This is a genomic window from Paenibacillus sp. J31P13 (assembly GCF_056269295.1).
On the sequence record NZ_JBWDNR010000005.1, the window covers coordinates 471647 to 494130 of the forward strand.

Consider the following 22484-nt stretch of genomic DNA (forward strand, 5'->3'; position numbering starts at 1 on the left):
GAAAGATGTGCCAAGGACAAGGACATACGCATCAAGAATGGGAAAGTCCGGCTATTGATACCTCACGGCCTATTCGTATAGGAATTGGTGGGCCTGTTGGATCGGGCAAAACGGCGCTTGTCGAGCGATTGACACGAGAGCTCCATACCAAATATAGCCTCGCGGTGATTACAAATGATATTTATACGAAGGAGGATGCGAGAATTCTGTTCCAAACAGGCGTGCTTCCTGAGGAGAGAATTATCGGCGTAGAAACAGGAGGCTGCCCCCACACTGCGATACGTGAGGATGCATCTATGAATTTCGAAGCCATTGAAGAGCTTGAAAGGCGATTCGAGAAACTGGACCTTATTTTTATTGAGAGCGGCGGGGATAATCTAGCAGCGGCATTTAGCCCTGAGCTTGTCGATCGATTCATTTATATTATTGACGTCGCACAAGGAGAGAAAATTCCGCGTAAAGGTGGACCTGGTATTATGCGTTCTGACTTGCTTGTCATAAACAAAATTGATCTTGCGCCTTATGTAGGTGCAAGCCTTGAAGTTATGAAAGCTGATACGATCAAAATGCGCGGAACTCGTCCATTTGTTTTTTCAAATCTGCATGGCGGCGATGGCGTGGATGAAATCGTAAACTGGCTCACGCATGAGCTGGCTCATGCGCGAGGAACAGCTCACTCACATATCATTTCATTTACAAGCTTGCCGTCTATAGGGCAAGGCTTTAACTCTTAAATGGGGGATGGAAGGTTACTAGGCAGTAAGACCGATGAAGCACAAGTTATACGAAAATCAGTGCTGTCAGCTTCATTTGCTTGTAAGAGCGGTCAAACGATTCTGGAGCACAAATACCATACAGCACCGATTAAAATAGCAAAGGCTTTTCCCCTTGATGATCAATTGGGCATTATCGTAATGGATGTTTCACCAGGGCTGCTTGACGGTGATAGGTATGAGCTGACCTGGTTGGCAGGTCATGAGTCTCAGCTCATGATTACCAATCAATCCTTTTTGAAGGTGCATCCAAGCGGGTCTAAAGGCGGAGCCTCGATGCTTCAAAAATTTGATCTTGGTGAGCATGCATTAATCGAGCATATGCCAGAGCCGGTCATGCTGTATAAAGGTTCTCGCTTTTTGAATGAGACAGAGGTTCGATTAAACACGGGATCGATTTGGATGCAGGCGGAGGTGCTGTGCCCTGGTCGGACACTTCGAGGTGAGCGATTCCAATATGACTTCTATGAGAACGCACTATCTGTCCTTTATAACGATGAGCTTATCTATTCGCAGCGACAGCGAATTGAACCTCATAGACAGCATATGGAAGCGCCAGGATGCTGGGATGAAATGACGCACTGGGCTACTTTTTATGTGTTCACTGATCGCATTAGCGGCGAGCATTTGGAGATGCTTCATCAGAAATTGGAGAGCTATCAAGGTCCTGAGGGACATCCCATTATTACGGGTGTCTCTCTGACTTATCGATATGGAATAGCTCTATCCGCTGCTTCAACTGCTGCGTGGCCGATACAGCAGCTGCTGCGTGAAGTGTGGCATTTCATGCGGGCTGTCTTGCTGGATAAACCCCCTTTACGTTTTTTAGATTGATGAATGGCATGTAAACATAATTGCATCAATGGAGGTCAGCTGAAATAGGGAGCTGGCCTTTTTGGGCTGTGTAAACCACTAAAATATGAGATATAGAATGTATATGAAACCATTATTTCGTTTAAATAGTAGAAGTAGTGCGTGACTTCAGTTATCATTCTAATGTACGCATTGCGAGCATTGGGGCGGTCTAACAACGATAAAGAACCATTTTTTAGGACAAGTGGAGGTGATCGGATGAGCGAATTGAATGAGGATAAAATGGAATTGATGAAGCGTCTGGACGAATCCTTTCGTCAGGTAAGAAGAGCCATTACGACGGAGTGGAACAAGTATAATGTGCACGGGCTAGGTATGACGCATGGCAGGATGATTAGTATCTTAGCAAAATCTGGTCCACAGAAAGTGTCGGCTTTAGCTGAGCAGCTGCACATAACAAGCGGAGGCGTAACGGGAATTGCGGATCGGCTTATTGAGCTTGGTTACGTAAAGCGTGAGCGAGGCGAAAAGGATCGTCGAGTCGTGTTGCTAGAGTTAACGGAAGAGGGCTGGAAGAATGTTAAGCTTATCGAATCCATTAGAAAAAATCTGATGCTAAAGCTTTTCGATGGCATGTCCGTTGATGATATGGAGAGAGGCGTAGCTATTTTTGATCATATGAGTAGAAATATGGATGTGAATGTTACAAATTGATGAAAAAATGCAACAAAAGTATGACTTACATGCTGAGATGTTGTAGAATTAACAAGAATTATGTCGAATGAATAATGTTGACAAATCCCGATAAAACAACTAGGATTAAGAGGGATTAAAAATATACAATAGGTTTAGGGGAGATTACTATGAAAAAGGCTATTGCTTTGGCTCTATCGCTAGTTCTTATGGTTGCAATAGTTGCAGCTTGCGGATCTAACAAAAACGATAATACTGGCGAAAAAGTAGAGAAGAAAAAAATCGCACTTGTACTTCCTGAAAAAATTGGCGTAAATAAATTTTTCGTATTGATGGATGAAGGCTTTAAAAAAGCAGGTAAAGAATTTGGCGCTGAAGTGAAAACGATCGAATCGACTGACCCTGCTGGTTTTGAACAAAACCTGCGCGCTACAGTAGCAGAAGATTATGACTTGATCATTACAGCAACTTTCCAAGCGGAGGATGCATTAAATAAAGTGGCTGCTGAAAACCCAGACAAATCTTTCGCAGTCATTGATACAGTTGTTGACCAGCCGAATGTTCGCAGCGTAAATTTCCGTGAGCATGAAGCGTCTTACTTGATGGGTGCATTGGCCGGTCTTGTAACGAAAACAAACATTGTTGGAGCAGTAGTTGCTATGGATGCACCGCTTCTTAGCAAATACACATCCGGCTTCGAGCAAGGTCTGAAAAGCACGAACCCGAATGCACAATTCCTTATTAACTATGTAGGCGGCTTCGCTGACCCGGTTAAAGGTAAAGAGCTTGCTTTGCTTCAAAACTCTAAAGGTGCAGACTTTATCGCAGGTATGGCAGCAGTTGGCGACAACGGCGTCTTCGAAGCGGCGAAGGAAAAAGGCTTCTACACTTCCGGTCAAGATACAGACCGTACGGAAGAGAATCCTGAGAACATCGTACTTTCACAATTGAAAGGTACAGATGCTGTAGCTTATGAAACAGTTAAGAGCTTCGTTGAAGGAACTTTCTCGTTCGGTATTGCTGATTACGGCTTGAAAGAAGATGGTGTAGGTCTTACATTCGTAACAAGAGACAGCACTTCTCCGCTTAGCCCGTTTATCGGTCAAGAAAATGTAGATAAAGTTAAAGCTATCGCTGAGGATATTAAGTCTGGTAAGATCGTAGTAGTAAATCCGCTAGCAAAATAGTTTAAAACGCCGGCTGCTGCGATGCAGCCGGTTTGCTTGTTGCGTTGACAGAAGCTTCCTCTGAGTTAGAGGAAGCGGTTTTTTTGTTTAAAAACGAGTATACGTTTAATCGGCTATGGAAGGTGAGGGCAATTGCATGTTGCTGCAAATGAAAAGTATTACAAAGTCCTACGGAAGCGTAACGGCTAACAGCAATGTCGATTTTTCTCTGAATAAAGGGGAAATTCATGCGTTAGTAGGCGAGAATGGAGCGGGCAAGACTACGCTCATGCGCATTTTATATGGGATGGAAAGCCCTACAAGCGGAGAAATATTGCTTAATGGCAAGCAGGCTTTCTTTGAGAATCCGGCTGATGCTATTGAACATAAAATAGGAATGGTACACCAGCATTTTATGCTGTTTCCTACCTTCACCATAGCCGAAAATATTGTTATCGGACGCGAGCCCTCTAAAGGGATCGGTTTTGATCGTAAGTCCGCCGCAGCGGAAACGGAACGTCTTGGCAAGCAATTTGGGATGCCGATTGATCCATGGAAAAAGGTTTCAGATTGCTCATTAGGCATGCAGCAGCGTGTTGAAATTTTAAAGGTGCTCTATCAGGGTGCAGAGATTATTATTTTGGATGAACCGACTGGGGTGTTGACTCCCCTCGAAGTAAAGGAATTGCTAATTGCGATTAAAGGTTTAGCAGCACAAGGAAAAAGCTTCATACTAATAAGTCATAAGCTGCAGGAAATTATGGATGTGGCTGATCGCATTACTGTGCTTCGCGATGGCAAAGTTACAGGCACCGTCAATGCAAAGGATACTGACGCTGAACAATTATCACGCCTTATGGTTGGTCGTGATTTAGTGCATATATCACGGAATGGATTAGATGCAGGAGAGCCCGTTCTTGAGCTTGCTGACATTTCCGTACATGGCGTAAAAGCAAAACCGTTACTGAGTGATATTAGTCTTCATGTCAATGAAGGAGAAATTGTGGGCATTGCTGGTATTTCTGGCAATGGTCAGTCTGAACTCATACAAACGATATCTGGTTTGATGAAGCCTGACAAAGGAAATGTGAAGCTGCTTGGACATGATGTGACTGGGGCGCCGGTTGGGGAAATTCGCCAGCGCGGACTTGCACATATCCCAGAGGATCGCTATCAGTGGGGTGTCGCTAAGGATGCAACCGTCATAGAGAATGGTTTGATGGGGCATACAGGTAAACATCAGAAATATGGGGTGTTAAAAGGAAGCGGCATACGCCAAATGGTAGGCGAGTGGGTTGAGAGATTCGGTATTAAAACAGGTTCCTTATCTACGAAAGCACAGTACTTATCTGGCGGAAATTTGCAAAAGCTGATTGTTGCCCGTGAACTGGCACAGAAGACGCCATTTCTTATAGCGGCTGAGCCGACACGCGGTGTAGATGTTGGTGCTATGGAGATTATTCATGGCGAGCTGCTGAAGAAACGCGAGGAGCGAGGAGCGATTCTGCTTATTTCCTCAGAGCTTACGGAAATATTAAAGCTGTCAGATCGCATTTTAGTGATGTTCGAAGGGAAAATTGTCGGCGAGCTGGATGCGGAGAATGCTACGGAAGAACAGATTAGTCTATTAATGGCGGGAGGAAAAGCGGTTGGATAAGCTGGTACAATTCGGACGTTCGATGATTCAACCGCTGCTGGCTATCCTAGTTGGTTTAGCGGCTGGCGCGATCGCTATCGTCATAGTCGGAGGCTCCGTCATGGACACCTATGCAGAGATGTGGAAGGGTGCCTTCGGAAGTTTTTATTTCTTTACAAATACGCTTAGCAGAGCAACACCTATTATACTAATTGGGCTTGGTGTTGCGCTTGCTTTCCGTGCTGGATTTTTTAATATGGGCTCTGAAGGACAAATGGTGCTGGGTGCGTTAAGTGCTGCCCTAACAGCTATTTACTTGCCGGGTCCAGGATGGTTTAAGCTTGTTGCTGCCATTTTAGCTGGAATTATTTCCGGGGGAATATGGTCAGCTTTTGCAGGCTGGCTGGATGCCAAATATCGAATGAATCTACTTATCACAACTTTATTGCTAAATTATATTGCGACTCTCTTTGCAGGATATCTTGTGTCTTATCCGCTTAAGGATAAGACAGGCTCTGCTGCAATGGCGCAAACGGTTATGATCGACAAGAGCGCATGGCTGCCAAAGCTGTTCCATGGTATGAGCGTACATGCAGGATTTATTATTGCAGCTGTCGGAGCCATACTTCTCTTCTTATTTATGAAGTATACGGTTAAGGGCTATGATATTAGAATGCTTGGCGGTAATCCATTATTCGCGAGCTACGGTGGAATTAAGCGCGGCAAAATGATGCTGCTCAGCATGTTTGTCAGCGGAGGCTTTGCGGGTCTTGCAGGCTCAGTTGAGGTGCTTGGCACGCAATATCGTTATTTGGATGGCGCTTTGACATCGCCGGGTTATGCATGGTCGGGCATTATGGCTACGCTTCTTGCAGGCTCACATCCGCTTGGCACAGCCGTAGCCGCTATTTTGCTAGCAGCTTTGCAAACAGGCGGGATGGGTATGGAACGGAACACAGACGTCCCGTTAGAAGTTTCAAGCATCATTCAAGCGGTGCTCATTTTATTCGTTTCTGCTAAGCTATCCTATTCATTTATTAAGCGTAAGAAGGCGAGGTCGTAATATGGATCAAATATTTGATGTCTCGCTGTTTGCCTCGACACTTCGTATGATTACACCTATATTGCTGGCTGCGCTTGGCGGAGCCATATGTGCACGCGTTGGCTTGTTTAATGTAGGACTAGAAGGGCTTATCCTCATCGGCGCATTCTCAGCAATTGTAGGCAATCATTTCACGGGAAATGTTTTCATGGCTGTATTATTTGCCATTCTTTGCTCTCTATTATTTTCCGTCATATTCGGATATATGAGTATTCATTTGAAGGCGAATGTCATTGTTGTCGGTATTGCCCTTAACTTTCTAGCCTTAGGGCTTACAACCTTCTCGTTGCGAGCAGTGTTTAATGTGAAAGGCGCATACTACAACAAGGATATGGTAGGACTTCCTAAATGGGATATTCCTTTATTAAAGGATATCCCATGGCTCGGAGATGTATTATCCGGACATTCGCCGCTTGTCTACTTATCGCTAGTGCTCGTTGTGTTATTGCAATTGTTCTTGTTTAAGACGGTTACTGGCTTCCGATTGCTTGCTGCCGGCGAGAACCCGACTGCTGCAAGAAGCTTAGGCATTAAAGTAACACGCATTCAGTATGGTGCGGTGCTCATGTGCGGCGTATTATGCGGATTAGCAGGTGCGCAGCTGTCACTTGGCAATGTGACTATGTTTACTGAAGGCATGACTTCCGGCAGAGGATTTATTGCTCTTGTTGCGACGATGCTTGGACAGTCCAATCCGCTTGGCGTAGCTGCTTCAAGCTTGCTATTTGGTTTTATGGACGCACTGAGCATAAGGCTGCAGGGCTTCGCACTGCCAACTCACTTTACGATGATGCTGCCTTATATTTTCACAATTGCGGCTATGCTTTTCTTCAAAGACAAAGGTTATATGCAGGAAGCGCGCAAGTCGAATGAAAGCTCAAGATAGACGGGATATCATGTTTTTGGATAAAAAATGTGAATAGGAGTTGCAATTAATCATGCATAAAAAAGCCGAACGTCTTAAAAAAGTTACTGCGGTTAGAAAAATAGAAATAGCACCCGAGTTAGCGCATCGCGTACCGCCAGGTCAAACGGTGACGGATCGGTTTCCGATTTTACATGAGGGAGAGATTCCTCGCTATGATTTAAAAGATTGGTCGCTTCGCGTTTTCGGAGAAGTGGAGGAGGAACGGACGTTCAGCTTCGCTGATCTGCTTGCTATGCCGCAGACGAAGATTACATGTGATATTCATTGCGTAACGCGTTGGTCAAAGCTTGATACGGAATGGGAAGGTGTTCGATTCTCCGAGTTCTTGAAGGGGCTGGGCGTGAAGCCAGATGCTCGTTACGTCATGATTCATGCGGATGAGGATTATGATACCAATATACCGTTAGAGGACTTGCTCCATGATGATGTCATGCTTGCGCATCGCTTTGACGGTGAGCCGTTGACAGATAAGCATGGATGGCCGCTGCGGCTTATTGTACCCCATTTATATTTTTGGAAGAGTGCGAAATGGATAAGAGGCATTGAGTTTATGAAGGAAGACCGTGAAGGCTTCTGGGAACGCAACGGCTTCCATAACTATGCTGATCCGTTCAAGGAGCAGCGCTTCACAAGTAAAGATAATACGATGCCTGAGGACGAATGGCAGACGAAGGAGTTTGATTAAGCGATGTTGTCTATTTTACAAGTAAATCCGGAAGATTTGCCGGCATACGCGATTGTATGCGGTGATCCAGGACGTGCAGAAGTCATTTCAAAAAGACTAACCAATGTTCGTGAGCTTGCTTTTGCCCGTGAATATCGTACTTTTGTTGGTGAGTTTGAGGGTGTTAAGCTTGCAGTTGTCAGCCATGGCGTAGGCTCACCGGGTGCGGCAGTATGCTTTGAAGAGCTTATTCGCGGCGGTGTGACAACATTAATTCGAGTGGGTACAGCTGGCTCTTACTCCGCAGATCATCCAGCGGGAAGCCTAATTGTAAGCACGGCTGCTGTCCGTGCAGAAGGCTTAACGCATCAACTAGTGCCTGCTGGCTTTCCGGCTGTTGCAGACAGTTCGGTTACAGAAGCGCTATATGAATCAGCGCTTGAGAGCGAAGGTATTGTAAAGAAAGGAATTACGGTAACGCTCGATGTATTCTTCTCTGGCGTTGTTGATATTCCGCATCGCCAGTACAAGGCAGCTGGAGCTTTGGCTGTTGAGATGGAGATTGCAGCATTGTACATCGTAGCAACCCTTCGCGGCGCGCGTGCTGGAGCTATTTTGGCTCTAGATGGATATGCTGATTCTGATCTTGCAGGCGAGTATGATCCGCATACGGATGTAGTGGCGAAAGCGATTGAACGGGAAATTGATACCGCACTTCGCGCAGTGGTTAAGCTTGCTGCTCAATAAAGAATCAGACTGCTGAACAGGAGGAAACATTCGTGAGCGAGACGCTGTTTAAACAGGAATGGATGATTGGCGATTTGTATCCGCATGTTTTTGCTTATTATTTTAAGCAGTGGTCGGACTACACCATGAGCTTTCATACTCATGATGCCATTGAAATCATGTATGTCATTTCTGGCGAATGCGGAATCGAGGTAGAGGCTACCGAAACGGCTGCGGCATGTGCAATGACGCTGGGAAAAGGCGAGTTTATTCTTCTTGATGCCAATGTTCCTCATCGATTAATAGTAGATGAGCGAGGGCCTTGCCGAATGCTTAATGTAGAATTTGACTTCAGGGAACGTCAAACGGCGTTTCCTTCTGTAAGGCAGCTAGCTTTGGAGGACGATTATGTGGCGAACTTGATCACAGAACCGTTCTCCTATTTGTTTTTACGTGATCAAAGTGAATTATATCCGGTTTTGAAAAGTTTAGTTTTAGAGCTGGATAGCGGCGGAAAGCATGTCAGCGTCAAGATGGAGCTTTTGTTTGCTCAGCTTATGGTGACCATTGGGCGGATTCGACATGAAGCACGCTCCGCAGGTGTGAATCCAGCAAACCTTTATGTGAAACAATCAATTGCATATATGCATCATAACTATGACCGAGATATTCAGGTGAAAGATATTGCGGCAGCTGTTAGCTTGCACCCTGGTTATTTGCATCGTTTATTCCGTGCACAGCAAGGAAAGTCATTAACTGGTTATTTAACTGAGCTGCGTATGGAGAAGGCGAAGATGCTGCTGCGAGAGACTGACATAGCCATTGCGGACATTTGTGATTATGTTGGAGTAGGAAGTCGGCAATATTTTCATGCTATGTTCAAAAAATATACGAATCAGACGCCAATTGCTTATCGTCATTCTGTTAATACTCAGTATTTGGATAGCCGTGGCCAAAATACAGAAGTGAGAAGTGACGATTTCTGACACTTGAGTGAAGAGTTAGTCACAATATTGATAACGCTTTCGAAATATCGTTGCTACAATATAGAAGAGATTAATCATTCTATATAACGATTTTTGGAGGCTGATTGGCATGTCTACTTTTAAAATTACGTTTATCGGTGCTGGTTCGATTGGATTCACACGTGGTCTTATGCGCGACCTGCTTGCGGTTCCAGAGTTTCAGAACATAGAGATTGCTTTTACAGATATAAATGCCCATAATCTTGAGATGGTAACGGCGCTTTGCCAAAGGGACATTAGGGAGAATGGATTATCCATCAACATTCAATCTACAACCGATCGGCGTGAGGCGCTTGCCAATGCGAAGTACGTAATTTGTACAATTCGTGTTGGGGGACTTGAAGCCTTTGCAACGGATGTAGATATTCCTCTCAAATACGGAATTGATCAATGCGTAGGAGATACGCTTAGCGCTGGCGGCATTATGTATGGACAACGCGGCATTTCAGAAATGATGAATATTTGCCGTGATATCCGTGAGGTGGCTGCTGAGGATGTTCTCCTGCTTAACTATGCGAATCCAATGGCAATGATGACTTGGGCTTGCAATAAATACGGCGGCGTTAGAACGATTGGACTGTGTCACGGCGTACAAGGCGGCCATTGGCAAATTGCTGAGGCATTTGGGCTGAAGCAGGAGGAAGTCGATATAATTTGCGCTGGTATCAACCATCAAACCTGGTATATCCAAATTAAACATAACGGCGAGGATTTGACCGGCAAGCTGCTTGAGGCGTTCGAGAACCATGCTGATTTCAGTCGTACGGAAAAGGTTCGCATTGATATGCTGCGCCGCTTCGGTTACTACAGTACAGAGTCCAATGGCCATTTGAGTGAGTATGTGCCTTGGTATCGTAAAAGACCAGAGGAAATTACGGATTGGATTGATCTGAGCTCGTGGATTAATGGTGAAACAGGCGGTTACCTGCGTGTATGCACAGAGGGACGGAACTGGTTCGAGACGGATTTTCCAAACTGGATGAAGGACCCTGCGAATGAATTCAAAAGCGAGCTTCGCAGTCATGAGCATGGCTCATACATTATTGAAGGGTTGGAGACGGGAAGAGTCTATCGTGGTCACTTTAACGTTGAGAATAAGGGTGTCATTGCCAATCTGCCAGCTGATGCAATCATTGAGGCGCCAGGCTATGTCGATCGAAACGGTGTATCCATGCCAACTGTAGGTGACCTGCCGCTTGGCGCTGCAGCCGTATGCAATGTTAGTATTTCTGTGCAACGACTCGCGGTTGAGGCAGCCATTCACGGGGATGATATGCTGTTGCGACAAGCATTCATGATGGACCCGCTCGTAGGTGCGGTATGTAATCCAAAAGAAATTTGGCAGCTCGTCGATGAAATGCTGGTAGCGCAGGAGCAATGGCTCCCGCAATATACGAAATCCATTGCCGCTGCGAAGAAGCGTCTAACTGATGGTCCGCTGCTCCCAACACGAGACTATCAAGGCGCAGCGCGCCTCAAGGTGAAATCGGTAGAAGAGATGCAACAGGACCGTGATGCAGCGAATAAAAATGCTGGTGAATCGGATAAAGGAAAAGAGCGCGTCTAACGCGGCGCATATTTCAATTCGATAGCTTCGAGCCTTGCCCCTGGCGGGCTCCAAGCTGGCGGACCGAATTTCTTCAGATAAGCCAGGGTATTCAGCTTGTCGGCAACCGATTGTTCTTCATCAAGCTTCTGAAATAGCTTCCAGCAAGCAATGACATCATTGAGAGCGCGATGACCGCCTATCAACGGTATATCGTATCGATTGCACATATCCCCTAGCGTATGCGGATATACATGTCTATCTCGGCTTAACGTTAGCGTATCGATAAAGCTGTTATTGAAGGATCTTCCTGCGATTCGAAGCAGGGAATGATGCAAGAAGCCAAGGTCAAAGGCTGCATTATGCGCAATTAATATGTTGTCACCAAGCATGCGATTCAAAATGCGGAATGCCGTATCTTCATCCATGCCTGTTGCGGTCATTTCATCCGTAATACCTGTTATTTCAGTAATTTTCGGGGACAGTTTGCCGTCATATTGGACAAGCGTGCTGAATTCACTAGCGATTACGCCATTGACGCAGCGGATCGCGGCCATTTCAATGACACGGTCTTTCTTCGGATCTAGTCCGCTTGTCTCGAAATCGATAACAGTATAGGTATTTGAAGGATTTGAATTCATAGTTGGTTCACCACTTTTTCTAGTAATTAGTTGCGGGCTCTTATGCTTATATTCTACAAAAGGGGCTGTAACCCTTTTGAAAATGACAATTTAGCTGTAAACAGAGAAGAGTGAGGCACTAGCCTCACTCTTCTTTGCGTTCATATTTTGGATGATTTTTAATGCTTATCTTGAGTGGATCATGATGAGCATCATAATCTATACGGTATAATGAGCGAATACCTCCATTATGAAATTTTGCTGTGAAGCTGTATTATTTTTATAGCTGGAGAAAATAACTGAAATGAGACTATTTATTGAAGAGGTCAAGCAGCATGATTATTTGAGCAGAAGGAGAGTAAGATGGTTTGAAATTGAAATTTGTATTTACACGTGCATTATTGTTGAGCTTTATTGGGGCAATCGGATTTATTTGGCTTGCTATATGGATTGGAGATCAGCGTATTGCCAGATTTGACAGCGTAATTATAGAGTGGATTCAGGGCGCTGAGTCTGCAAATCTTACTGTATTTATGAAGTTTTTTACATTCATAGGTTCAGCACTCGCTGTAGTTGTGCTTGCTATTATCATGCTGGGAGTATTAGCAAAGCTGCAATATAGGAGAGAATTATACTTTTTCATAGGTGTCATTCTCGGTTCAGTGGTATTGAATAAGGTTCTAAAGACGCTATTTCATCGTACAAGGCCTACCTTGCACAGAATTATTGAAGAAAACGGATATAGCTTTCCAAGCGGTCATTCCATGGCTGCCTTCACCTTATATGGGATACTCATCTTCCTGTTATGGAAGCATATTTCAAGCTTCTCTGCGAGGATAATCCTTATTTCAATTGGAGTCGTAATGATACTGGCGATCGGAATCAGCCGGATCTATTTAGGTGTCCATTTTCCAAGTGATATTGTGGGCGGATATTTGGCGAGTGGAACATGGTTGGCAGCTACGATCGGCTTATATCAGCATGTACTCCATAAACGAAGCCGGAAGTAGAAACAGATTGGATGATTCGCCTAATTCAACCAATGGATACAGGTCTATACATGCGAACAAAGGACCTAAATAGCGAATAGGTTTGTTTATGTGCATCACACGCAAGGAGACAGACAATTTTGAGGGAGAGAGCGCTTTCTTGAGTCAGAGTGTTAACGTTCGTATGTGATAAAATAAACAGAAAATACAACGTTAACCAATTGGCGTGCAACGGGAGATGCAGCTTATGCGGATGGGATCAAATGTATGGACGAGATTAAGCATGCTAAAGGGAGTCGCTCTTCCTCAAGAACAACGATTAGGAAAAGATGCAGTAACCGCACTATGGATTCATTGCTGTTTCCAATTCGGTGCATCCATGTCAGGCTTATTTCTTAATTTATACTTATGGCGTTTGACACAGGATTTGGTCGTGAATGGGGTTTATAACATTGTTGTCTTTATACTAACCCCATTTGCGTTTGCAGCTGGCGGCTGGATTGCCAAGCGAAGAGATCGAATGGTTACTTACCGGTTAGGCATCGTCATGATCGCTATCTTCTACTTAATGGTTGTCATTGCACAAGAACAGGTTGCACAATATTACATATGGTTTGCTATATTTAATGGAATTGCATCTGGATTCTATTGGACGGGTTACTTAGTCATACAATATGATGTATCGACGGAAGCGAATCGAATTCGGTTCTTGGCTGTTAATATGATCGTTTTTAATACAGCGGGGCTTGCGGGACCAGCACTTGCAGGTTCGATCATTCAACGCAGTACGGGGTTAGAAGGCTATATTTTCATTTTTACAATTGCATTCATCATGTTTCTTATTGCAGCGCTAGTCAGCTTTCGTATTCCGATGATTGCTTCGCATCACAAAGCCTATTATCTCAAATTTATGGGCATCGTTATGCAAAAAAACAGACGATGGTTGAAAGCGCTTTTTAGCTTCCTTGTACTTGGATTGTTTCAAGGGATTATGCTGTTCTTACCGAATATCATGCTGTTTCAAACGGTTGGGCGTGAAGATTGGGTCGGTTACTTTGGCGTTTTCTTCTCCTCACTTACCGTTGCTACAGGCTATGTTATATCACGAAAAGCGCAAAAGGAGCATGTCCGCAAATATGTATTACTCTCTACAACTGGAGTTGCGCTAGCTTCATCATTACTATTAATCCAAGTTGAGCTTTGGTCGGTAGCGGTATTTATGATTGTCTTCTCTATTTGCAATCCGCTTGCGGTCAATACGCTAACCTCTTATTATTATCGATTAATGGGGACTTTGCCGCTTAAGGGTCAGCTTCGCGTTGAATCAGTCGTTATGCGGGAGCTTTTCCTTAATGTGGGTAGAGTGCTCTCGATCACGCTGCTTATTATATTGGCTCAGGACTTAAAATCGATATGGCTGCCGATAGTTTTGTTCGGCATGGCGGCGCTGCAGTACATCTCTGTGTTTCTTATTCAAGAGCAGCAAAATAGTGAACAGTAATCGTCATTATAAGCATATTTATCCTAACAAAAAGATCGCTGCCATTTCGCATTTGAGCGAGTGGAGCGATCTTTTTTTTAGGCTGCCTACTATAGGCGTTTGCGCTTGTAAAATACGACGAATGCGCAGGATAGAAGCAGAATGATTAGTGTTATTCCAGTTGTAGCAGCTTCTTTGGCGCTGCCCTGTGGTTGTTGTGCAGTTTGTCCGCCAGGGAAGCCGCCCATACCGCCGCCACCGCCCATGCCGCCACCCATTTCTGGTCTCGCGCCACCGCCAGGGAAGCCGCCTTGCATGCCATCCGGCATTTCTCCATCTGGCTGAGCCATGCCTTCAAACCCACCTTGCGTGCCTTGTGCATTAGGAGCTGTAGCAGCAGCTCCGTTTTGCGTGCCTTGTGCATTAGGAGCTGTAGCAGCAGCTCCGTCTTGCGTGTCTTGTGCAGTGGGAGCTGTAGCAGCAGCTCCGTCCTGCGTGGTTGGTAGTGGTGCTCCGGCTTCACCTTGTGGTGGTTGACCGTCTGGCGGAGTCATCACCCCGGCACCGCCAGTATCTTGCCCTGTTGAATTAGATGCACCTGTGTTGTCTTCTGAAACTAGACGATTCGATGAAGCCGCATCGCCATTAGAATCAGCTGTTTGAATAGCGCTATTAGTTGCAGCATTTGTTCGAGAATAGGCTGCTGCAGATTTTGTACCATCCGTTTGACTCGCATCGCCTTGGCTGTCACTAGGCTTGGTTTTTTGCTCTGCACCAGTACCTTCTTGCTGCCCCTCAGTGCCAGGTTGTGCGGGCTGCGTTTTTCCTTGGTTGCCGCCCATTCCACGTCCGCCACCGCCCATGCCGCCACCCATACCACCGCCGCCGCCCATACCGCCGCTTACAGAACCTGAACCATCACCTGAAGAAGGGATCGTTCCATCAAGCTGCTGGGCAATGGAGGAAGTTTGCTGCGTATTATATGAAATGACCTGCGTAACACCTTGTTCAAATTGGTCATAGGTATAGAACGCGGAAGGGTCCGCTTTCACATAAGCAGAGATCATTTCTTTAATTTCTGACGTTCTCGCTTGGAATTGGTCTTGGGATAAATAGCCTTCAATCATTTCTTTAATGATCTCGTGATATTTCTCTTTATAAGCATCTACCTTAAGAAGCTTATCGATAAGAGGTCTATCCGCAAGCGTGCCTGTAGTGGGCTCATCTATGAGTAGGCCAGACCCTCCGCCAAAGCCGCCGAAGGACATATTATAATCCCATGGTAGAATGTTGAATTTTCCATCATCTTCATATAAATAATAATTATGCTTTTTCTCGGATAAGTAACTGTCGAAGTTGCCAGCTACCGCATTCAACGCAATGAACTTCAAGGCTTCCTCAACATCGAGTACACTCTCATAGTCGGTGCCGTTATTGAGCTCATCAACCATATCAAGCAGAATATCATTATTTGATTTATCGGATTTCAGATCGAGACCTGTGTAAGACTCAATGGTTTCAAGCCAATTAAGCTCACTGCCGTTGCCGCCGTTTGCTTTGTAAAGCGCACCGTAGCTATTGCCGAAATTACGTTCTAGATAAGCATCGCCAATCTGTTCAATCGCCAAATAAAATCCCCAAAGCTCATCGTTTATATAAACATTCACATACGAGTATTTTGGAGTAGGGAGACCCATTTGCTCAGCCAGCTCATAAGAGAGAAATTCCCTCATATAAGAGGCATCGCTGTAATTATTATTTAGATTGACCTTGCTTATCCCTTGCATCGTTTGATTCACATACTCATCAAATGAAATTTTCAAGCTGTAGCGATCAGAATCAGCCATATTAACCACGCTGTTCAGACTAAGATTTCCTTTTGTCCGTACAGCTACGTTATCAAATTTCTGTCCGTTGTATTCCACTGATGCAGTCTTAAATTCTTCTGCACTGGCGTTATCCATCATGTCTTGAAAATCATCTTTATCAATCGTGATTTTAACGTCGACAATCTTATCCTTCGGAAAATAGGTTTCATCGAGCTTTTGCTCATCCACTGATTTCTCGGTTACTGCCGTTCCTGTTCCCGAGCTGCTGCCTGAGGATGTACCGCCTGAGGCACATCCCGTGAGTCCAATAATCAGGAGAATGGAGCAAAAGCATAGCAACCAAGTATTAGCTTTCGCCTTCATTTGAACACCTCCTGAAAATTAGGATACATAATCACCGCTGTAGCTGATGAGTACGGCAGTGCGAACACCTGCCAATTCCGTCAATTGATTAACAAATCGTCCTGTCTCATCACGCAGACGCACTTCCAGCGTCATTTCGATATTGCCTTTTGTTACTGTTTTTTGCTTCACATTATAGCGTTTGACAAGCGTGCCGACTTGCTTGTGGACAAGCTGCTCTGCTGCATCAGAATCGCAGTTGATGACAAGCAGGTAAGGTGTTTCGACAGAGCCGCCTTTTACGAAGAAGAATAGAATAAGACCGATAACGATAGAACCGATTACGGCAAGTGTGAAGAATCCGGCACCTGTTACGATACCAGCAACCGCTGCCCAGAACAGGAAGATGAGATCAGTTGGATCTTTGATTGGTGTTCTGAAACGTACGATAGAGAGTGCGCCAACCATACCAAGTGATAGAACGAGATTAGAGTTAATCGCGATAATAACGGTTGCCGTAATCATGGTCATACCAATCAATGAGACGTTGAAGCTCTTAGAATAAAGAACACCGCTGAAGATTCGTTTGTAAAGCAAGTAGATGAAGAAACCAAGTAAAAAAGCAACACCTAACGTAATAAGTATTTTGGATAAACTAATATCAGAGGTAAAGTTGTCTACCACCGAGTTTTTCAATAAATCTGCAAAGCTTGAAGTTGTTGTTTCGGCAGCGGCAGTCGTTGTCGTCGTGTTCGTTTCCATTTTAATAATCCTCCCAAGTGTTGAATTTCAAAAATTTTCGGCAAATGACATACTTCGAAGCGGATTGCCGATTGAGCCCTTCGAGCTGCAAGGCAATTTTGATATAAGCGGGTAAATATTCGTCATATTTAACCTCAAGAATGATTAGATCATTATCAATCGCTCGAACAGGCTTTAATGATTTATCGAAAATATCGATAGCATGAAGACCGGTTCGAAGATCTTTGTCAAAGGTTATCCGAACGTTGCCGTTGTCACAGACATAAGGCTCACGAACGTAGTCGACAATAACTTTAGGTCTAAGGAGATTATGTTTCATCTCATTATGAATTTCATTGAGAAGCGGCTTGTCAGCTTGTTTCAGAACATCAAAATTGCCGTCAATGAGCTGATCGTACATCTCTCTCGTAAGCGGCTCCTTTACTTTGGCGATATAATCTCTAAATTTGATTTTTTTCTCAAAATGGATGATCTTGTCGTCGCCGTTATAGATGCGAATCCGATATTTAGAGCGATCTCTTATACCCCCGAGCTTCTCATGCAAAGCTTTGTTGTTGATATCATCAAAATATAAGCTGCGGATCAGATATTCGCCATTTGGACCGACATGCTTGTCCTGATGCATCAAATCTTTGAGCCTTTGGCGAATAATAAAATATTGATGATAATTAATAAAAAATTTAAGTTCATTTCGATAGGTTAGGTTCGTATTCATTTCACACCTCTTTTCCAATGCTCTTTACTCCAGTAATTGTACTTGCCTTTACTTATTCTTAACTTAAGGCTGGCTGAAAGATTGCTGAATGCGCGATTAGTCGATTTATTGTTAAGATAGAAGGAAGTTTTTACGAGAAAGGAGAGACTTCATGTTAAGGAGACGTAAAGATATGATCCTGTTGGCTGTATGTTGCTTATTGCTTGTTATTGGTTTAGTAAGCTTTGAATGGTTCAAAGAACAGGAGTCAATTAAACCGACTTCGATTGTGACGACGTTCAATGGCGATCCTCATAGCAGCCGCGCTTTTACATGGCACAGTACGAATACAGGTGCCCAAGCAGTCCTTCAATTGATTAAAGGTAAGGCAACTAGTGACTGGAATAGTGATGCGGTTATCACGGTTACTGGAACGACAACGACACTATCTCTTGATAATGGAAAAAAACAAGGAGTGCATAAGGCTGAGGCTGCAGGATTGGAGCCAGGAACGATTTATACGTATCGCGTGGGAAGCGGTGATGAGAAGGGCTGGAGCGAATCCGCCGTATTTCAGACCGAACCGGAAGGAGAAGAGGATTTTACATTCATTAATGTAACGGACTCACAAGGTGTAACGGAACAAGATTTTGCGCTCTGGGGTAATACGCTAACGCGAGCATTTACTGTTTTTCCTGAGTCGGCATTCATTATTCATAATGGAGATTTCACTGAAAATCCAGAGGACGAGGAGGCTTGGGCGAATTTATTCGGAAAAGCAAAGAAGTGGGTGACGACGGTACCGCTTATGCCAGTCACAGGCAATCATGATGAAGTGGATGATAATGCAGAGCCTTTTGTATCCCATTTCAACGTTCCCTCTAATGGAGCAGAAGGTTCCATACCTGGGACGACATATTCCTATGATTATGGATCGGCTCACTTCATCATGCTGAATACGGAATCCAACATAAAGGAGCAAACGAAATGGCTGAAGCAGGATCTGGAGAGCACGAATCAACAATGGGTAATCGTATCTCTTCATCAGGGTTCTTATGGCGGCAATATGAATAAGAAGACGAAGGATTGGACCGAGCTGTTCGATGAATACAAAGTAGATTTGGTGTTGCAAGGACATAATCATGAATATTCAAGATCGTATCCGCTGCGGGATGGTGAAATTGTAGGCGATGGGGAGAGTCCTGTTCTTAATCGAGAGGGAACCGTATATGTTGTCACGAATGCATCGGGACAGAAATTTAATGAGAAGAAAGAGGATAAGTTTTATCATAAGGTGCATTTTCAAAATGAGAAGCAGATGTTCGCGGGTATTCGGGTAGAAGGAGATAGGCTGACCTATCAAGCGTATGATGTCGAGGGTCAAAAACTGGATGAGTTTGTGCTTCAGCACTAGGGCAGTAAGCTCACTCTCATCCAGTGTTGATTTATCATTCATGCAGAGATTGAACGGAATCTAACGGCAGATATATTGAAAAGGCCGTTCCTTCTCCGGCATGGCTGATTACTTCGATCCTGCCCAAATGTGCATCAATAATGGATTTCGTAATGGCAAGTCCTAAGCCGGCTCCTCCGTTTTTACGTGTTCTAGATGATTCACTGCGGTAAAAGCGTTCAAACAAATGAGGGAGATGCTCCTCTTTAATACCGATACCGTTATCAGTAATTGATAGTTCTGCCTCTTGATTAGTGCTAGTAAGAGCAAGTGTGATGATACCGGATTTGGAATCGGTATGCTGCACAGCATTAAGAAATAGATTCAATATGACTTGCTTGAGTCCATCGGAATGGTAATAGCCTCTGACACTCTGTGAAATGACGAGCTTAACCTGACGCGTACCCGCAAGGATATGCAATTGAGGCTCCATTTCGAGCAGCAGCTCATCAAGGCTTGTTTCGGTTAACTGAAGCTGAGGGTCTTGATCCAGCTTAGCCAGTGCAAGCAAATCCTCCACCAGCTTATTAATACGTTTGGATTCCAGCTGCATACTGTTCAGCGCCCGATAGAGCTGATCGGAATTCGTTGCGGCACCGCGCAGGAGCACCTCAAGAAAACCGTGAATCGACGTCAAAGGCGTTCGAAGCTCATGTGAAGCATCCGCTACAAATCTACGCATTCGTTCCGTTGTTTTCCGTTCTTCCTCGAAAGCAGTATCCAATCTATGAAGCATTCCGTTGAAAGCCTCTGACAAGCGATCAATTTCCTCTTGGCCTTGATCAACGGGCAGTCGTTCTGTCAAATTGCCGGCATCAGTTTCTTGTGCGGCTTGCACGACCAGAGATAGAGGCTTAAGCGTGCGTCGCAGTAATGGTAAATAAAGCGCTAGTCCCGCTGCCAGTGCGAGAATCGACAGACCGGTAAAGATCGCTAACTGCGTCATAAGCACTTGCTGAAGCGATTGTGTTTCTGTACTGACCTGAATAATGCCGTTAGCATTATTGGGCGGACCTGCAAGTCGATAGACAACAAGCTGCTCGACACCTTCCGTATTGTTAATTATTTTGTAATCCACGGATTTTCGATTTAATAGATCGTTTTTGATGGCTTCATACTGCTCCTTTGAGAGCAAAGGAACGCTTGTCTCACTATTTTCGGTAATGTTAGTAACGACACCGTTCAAATCGATAAAGACGAGTGATAGGCCTGGTTGAAAAAATATGGGCGATTCACGGCGATCTCGGTCTGGTCTTGAACTATCAGATGCAGCATCCTCAAGAGGCGGTGCTGGGTGACTAGCAGGAGCATCGCTGTCATTGGGATTTGTAAACCAATCTTTTGGCATAGACATAATCTGAGCACTAAGTGATTCGGCTTTATTTTTGTAAATAAAATCCTTCATCAATACATATTGAAGCACCCCGATGAGCAGAAACAGGGCAGCAAGAATAAGCAAGGAACGATTTAAAAGCTGATAACGAAGAGAACGAGGAACAAAGAAGCGTGAAAACCGGGATTTTCGGAGCTTACTCATGACAAGTCCATCCGATAGCCCGCACCCCGAAGCGTTCGAATCAGCCTATGATCCTTATCATTGAGTTTGTCGCGCAGTGAGCGGATATACACCTCGACAATATTTTCTTCCCCGCCAAACTGATAGCCCCATACCTTGTCCAATATAAGCGATTTACTCAAAACGACACCGTTATTCATAATAATGAATCGAAGCAGCTCGTATTCAGTCGGAGACAGCTCAAGTATTTGTTCCTTATAAATAAGCTCCTTGCGCCGATCATCAAGGCGAAACGGTCCATACACAACCTCTCCAAGCAGATGAGGGAACTGATTGCGAAGTCTCGCACCGATCCGAGCAAGAAGCTCACTGAAGTTGAACGGTTTGACGAGATAATCATCTGCCCCAAGCGTCAGCCCTTTTACCCGATCATTCACCTCGTCTTTGGCTGTAAGCATAATGACTGCGATGTTGTCACCTGTTGCACGCAGCGCTTGGCATACTTCAAAACCGTTCATACCGGGCATCATCACATCCAAAATGACAACCTGGGGCGAGAAAGCCGCAGCTTCTTGAAGCGCCGACTCTCCATCATAGGCAACGCGTATTTCAAAGCCTTCATTTAGGAGACCGAGCTCCAAAAATTGTACAATGTTGGGCTCATCATCGACTAGTAGTATTTTGATCCCGTTGAAGGATTTCATTTTATGTGCCTCCTATAGCATGATTTCATTTCTATTATCAGCTTTTTCTAGAAAAGATGCACCGGGGTAAGAGGATTCTTCAGTAAACTTTCAGTTTGAATTAGTTTTATACACTTATACCTTAGTTTCGTCCATCGCTATAAAAGGAATGCACTTCTATAATCGGAGTTGAACTTTAGTTGGAGTAAGCTGCTCTGTAATTTGTTGGCGTTAGACTTGTTTCCTTGCGGAAAAATTTTGAGAAATGATTCGTTTCTTTAAAACCGATCTGATTTGCAATTTCTTTGATACTCAGCGGGGTAGTCGTCAATAACAGCTTTGCGCGATCGGTTCGTTTTCGGTAAACGTATTTAAGAGGAGAAACGCCGAAATGCTTTTTGAAATAGCTGATGAAATAGTTGGGGTGGAGATGGACGGATTCTGCCATTTGATCGATGTTTATGCTCTCATGGAGATGGCTGTCCACATAGTCTTGAATGATGGTGAGTCGATTCATTTCCTCCGTACGATGCTGAAGCACTCGAATAGGCAATGACTCCAAATAGTAACCGATTATTTCTAACAAGAGTGACTTTTCGCGAAGCCGAGCTAGAAGGGATGTCTGCTCATGACAAGCAATCATTTCTTGAAAGAGGCGTGTCAAATGAGAAGGATCGCCAACATCGATAAACAGAGGAACGCCAATCCATTGGAACAGATCGAATGGTCCTGCCTTCAGATTGAAATGGCACCAATACTTTAAGTAAGGTCTATTATTTATAGCTGAAAAGGATATTTTGGTTTGAGCGGGCGTCAGAAACAACTGTCCCGGCTTAGGATAATAATCATCATCGCCTATTCGAATCCAGCCTTCGCCTTCACAAATGAAATAGAGCTTATTGTAAGCAGGAACGGAGTTTGTTTCTCCCCACTCATCGGACACTTGTGTTTTGTGGGCTATCAGCAACTCAATCTCCAAGGATTGCAATAAATCGGATAAAGTATTGCTTTCGCTTATGCTTGACATCTGCGGTCACCTGCATC

The 22484-nt window shown here is 44.5% G+C and carries 21 protein-coding genes; 14 read left to right on the forward strand and 7 right to left on the reverse strand.

What is annotated here, in order from left to right; genetic code table 11:
- Positions 1-5 precede the first annotated feature (5 nt).
- From ureG to melA, 11 genes are all read left to right on the forward strand, one after another.
- Complete coding sequence (ureG, locus tag AC0YOD_RS19400) at positions 6-734, forward strand: urease accessory protein UreG (protein ID WP_475800972.1); 729 nt, start codon at positions 6-8, stop codon at positions 732-734.
- Positions 735-1607: an urease accessory protein UreD gene (locus AC0YOD_RS19405; protein ID WP_475800973.1), complete on the forward strand. Its 873-nt coding sequence runs from the start codon at positions 735-737 to the stop codon at positions 1605-1607. It begins immediately after the preceding gene.
- Positions 1608-1844: 237 nt separating this feature from the next.
- Positions 1845-2300: a MarR family winged helix-turn-helix transcriptional regulator gene (locus tag AC0YOD_RS19410; protein ID WP_475800974.1), complete on the forward strand. Its 456-nt coding sequence runs from the start codon at positions 1845-1847 to the stop codon at positions 2298-2300.
- Positions 2301-2449: 149 nt separating this feature from the next.
- Complete coding sequence (locus tag AC0YOD_RS19415) at positions 2450-3466, forward strand: BMP family lipoprotein (RefSeq protein ID WP_475800975.1); 1017 nt, start codon at positions 2450-2452, stop codon at positions 3464-3466.
- A 136-nt stretch (positions 3467-3602) separates the two neighbouring features.
- Entirely contained in the window at positions 3603-5102 is a 1500-nt protein-coding gene (locus AC0YOD_RS19420; protein WP_475800976.1) for an ABC transporter ATP-binding protein, read from the forward strand.
- A gap of 22 nt (positions 5103-5124) precedes the next feature.
- Positions 5125-6144, forward strand: a complete 1020-nt coding sequence (locus AC0YOD_RS19425) for an ABC transporter permease (protein ID WP_475801034.1) — start codon at positions 5125-5127, stop codon at positions 6142-6144.
- Between the two features lies 1 nt (position 6145).
- The gene (locus AC0YOD_RS19430) at positions 6146-7069 is read left to right on the forward strand and encodes an ABC transporter permease (protein WP_475800977.1); all 924 of its coding nucleotides are present in this window, start codon (positions 6146-6148) and stop codon (positions 7067-7069) included.
- 52 nt (positions 7070-7121) lie between these two features.
- Entirely contained in the window at positions 7122-7796 is a 675-nt protein-coding gene (locus AC0YOD_RS19435; protein ID WP_475800978.1) for a sulfite oxidase-like oxidoreductase, read from the forward strand.
- Between the two features lie 3 nt (positions 7797-7799).
- Positions 7800-8522, forward strand: coding sequence for a nucleoside phosphorylase (locus AC0YOD_RS19440; protein ID WP_475800979.1), 723 nt, complete (start codon positions 7800-7802; stop codon positions 8520-8522).
- A 32-nt stretch (positions 8523-8554) separates the two neighbouring features.
- Positions 8555-9487, forward strand: coding sequence for an AraC family transcriptional regulator (locus AC0YOD_RS19445; RefSeq protein WP_475800980.1), 933 nt, complete (start codon positions 8555-8557; stop codon positions 9485-9487).
- Positions 9488-9596: 109 nt separating this feature from the next.
- A complete protein-coding gene (gene melA / locus AC0YOD_RS19450) occupies positions 9597-11093 on the forward strand; it encodes an alpha-galactosidase (protein WP_475800981.1) in 1497 nt (498 codons plus the stop codon).
- Here melA and AC0YOD_RS19455 read toward each other — a convergent pair.
- Entirely contained in the window at positions 11090-11713 is a 624-nt protein-coding gene (locus AC0YOD_RS19455) for a 3'-5' exonuclease (RefSeq protein WP_475800982.1), read from the reverse strand. The genes melA and AC0YOD_RS19455 overlap by 4 nt on opposite strands.
- A 347-nt stretch (positions 11714-12060) precedes the next feature.
- Between AC0YOD_RS19455 and AC0YOD_RS19460 the strand changes: the two genes are divergently transcribed.
- Entirely contained in the window at positions 12061-12702 is a 642-nt protein-coding gene (locus AC0YOD_RS19460) for a phosphatase PAP2 family protein (protein WP_475800983.1), read from the forward strand.
- Between the two features lie 226 nt (positions 12703-12928).
- Positions 12929-14182, forward strand: a complete 1254-nt coding sequence (locus AC0YOD_RS19465; protein WP_475800984.1) for an MFS transporter — start codon at positions 12929-12931, stop codon at positions 14180-14182.
- 89 nt (positions 14183-14271) lie between these two features.
- Here AC0YOD_RS19465 and AC0YOD_RS19470 read toward each other — a convergent pair whose 3' ends face one another.
- Genes AC0YOD_RS19470 through AC0YOD_RS19480 form a run of 3 tightly spaced genes read right to left on the reverse strand, consistent with a single transcriptional unit; the run spans position 14272 to position 17809 of the window.
- A complete protein-coding gene (locus AC0YOD_RS19470) occupies positions 14272-16353 on the reverse strand; it encodes a CotH kinase family protein (RefSeq protein WP_475800985.1) in 2082 nt (693 codons plus the stop codon).
- A gap of 18 nt (positions 16354-16371) precedes the next feature.
- Entirely contained in the window at positions 16372-17094 is a 723-nt protein-coding gene (locus AC0YOD_RS19475; RefSeq protein ID WP_475800986.1) for a DUF4956 domain-containing protein, read from the reverse strand.
- A 1-nt stretch (position 17095) separates the two neighbouring features.
- A complete protein-coding gene (locus tag AC0YOD_RS19480) occupies positions 17096-17809 on the reverse strand; it encodes a polyphosphate polymerase domain-containing protein (protein WP_475800987.1) in 714 nt (237 codons plus the stop codon).
- A gap of 151 nt (positions 17810-17960) precedes the next feature.
- Here AC0YOD_RS19480 and AC0YOD_RS19485 point away from each other — a divergent pair, with 151 nt between their 5' ends.
- Complete coding sequence (locus tag AC0YOD_RS19485) at positions 17961-19202, forward strand: purple acid phosphatase family protein (RefSeq protein WP_475800988.1); 1242 nt, start codon at positions 17961-17963, stop codon at positions 19200-19202.
- A gap of 34 nt (positions 19203-19236) precedes the next feature.
- Here the strand turns inward: AC0YOD_RS19485 and AC0YOD_RS19490 are convergent, their stop codons facing one another.
- The 3 genes from AC0YOD_RS19490 to AC0YOD_RS19500 all read right to left on the reverse strand — a co-directional run bounded on the left by AC0YOD_RS19490 (position 19237) and on the right by AC0YOD_RS19500 (position 22467).
- Positions 19237-20778 (reverse strand): sensor histidine kinase, encoded by a 1542-nt coding sequence (locus AC0YOD_RS19490; protein ID WP_475800989.1) that lies wholly within the window; start codon positions 20776-20778, stop codon positions 19237-19239.
- On the reverse strand, positions 20775-21461 hold the full coding sequence (locus AC0YOD_RS19495) for a response regulator transcription factor (RefSeq protein ID WP_475800990.1): 687 nt from the start codon (positions 21459-21461) through the stop codon (positions 20775-20777). Before AC0YOD_RS19495 ends, AC0YOD_RS19490 begins: the two co-directional genes overlap by 4 nt.
- A gap of 175 nt (positions 21462-21636) precedes the next feature.
- Positions 21637-22467 (reverse strand): AraC family transcriptional regulator, encoded by an 831-nt coding sequence (locus tag AC0YOD_RS19500; protein ID WP_475800991.1) that lies wholly within the window; start codon positions 22465-22467, stop codon positions 21637-21639.
- Positions 22468-22484: the final 17 nt, after the last annotated feature.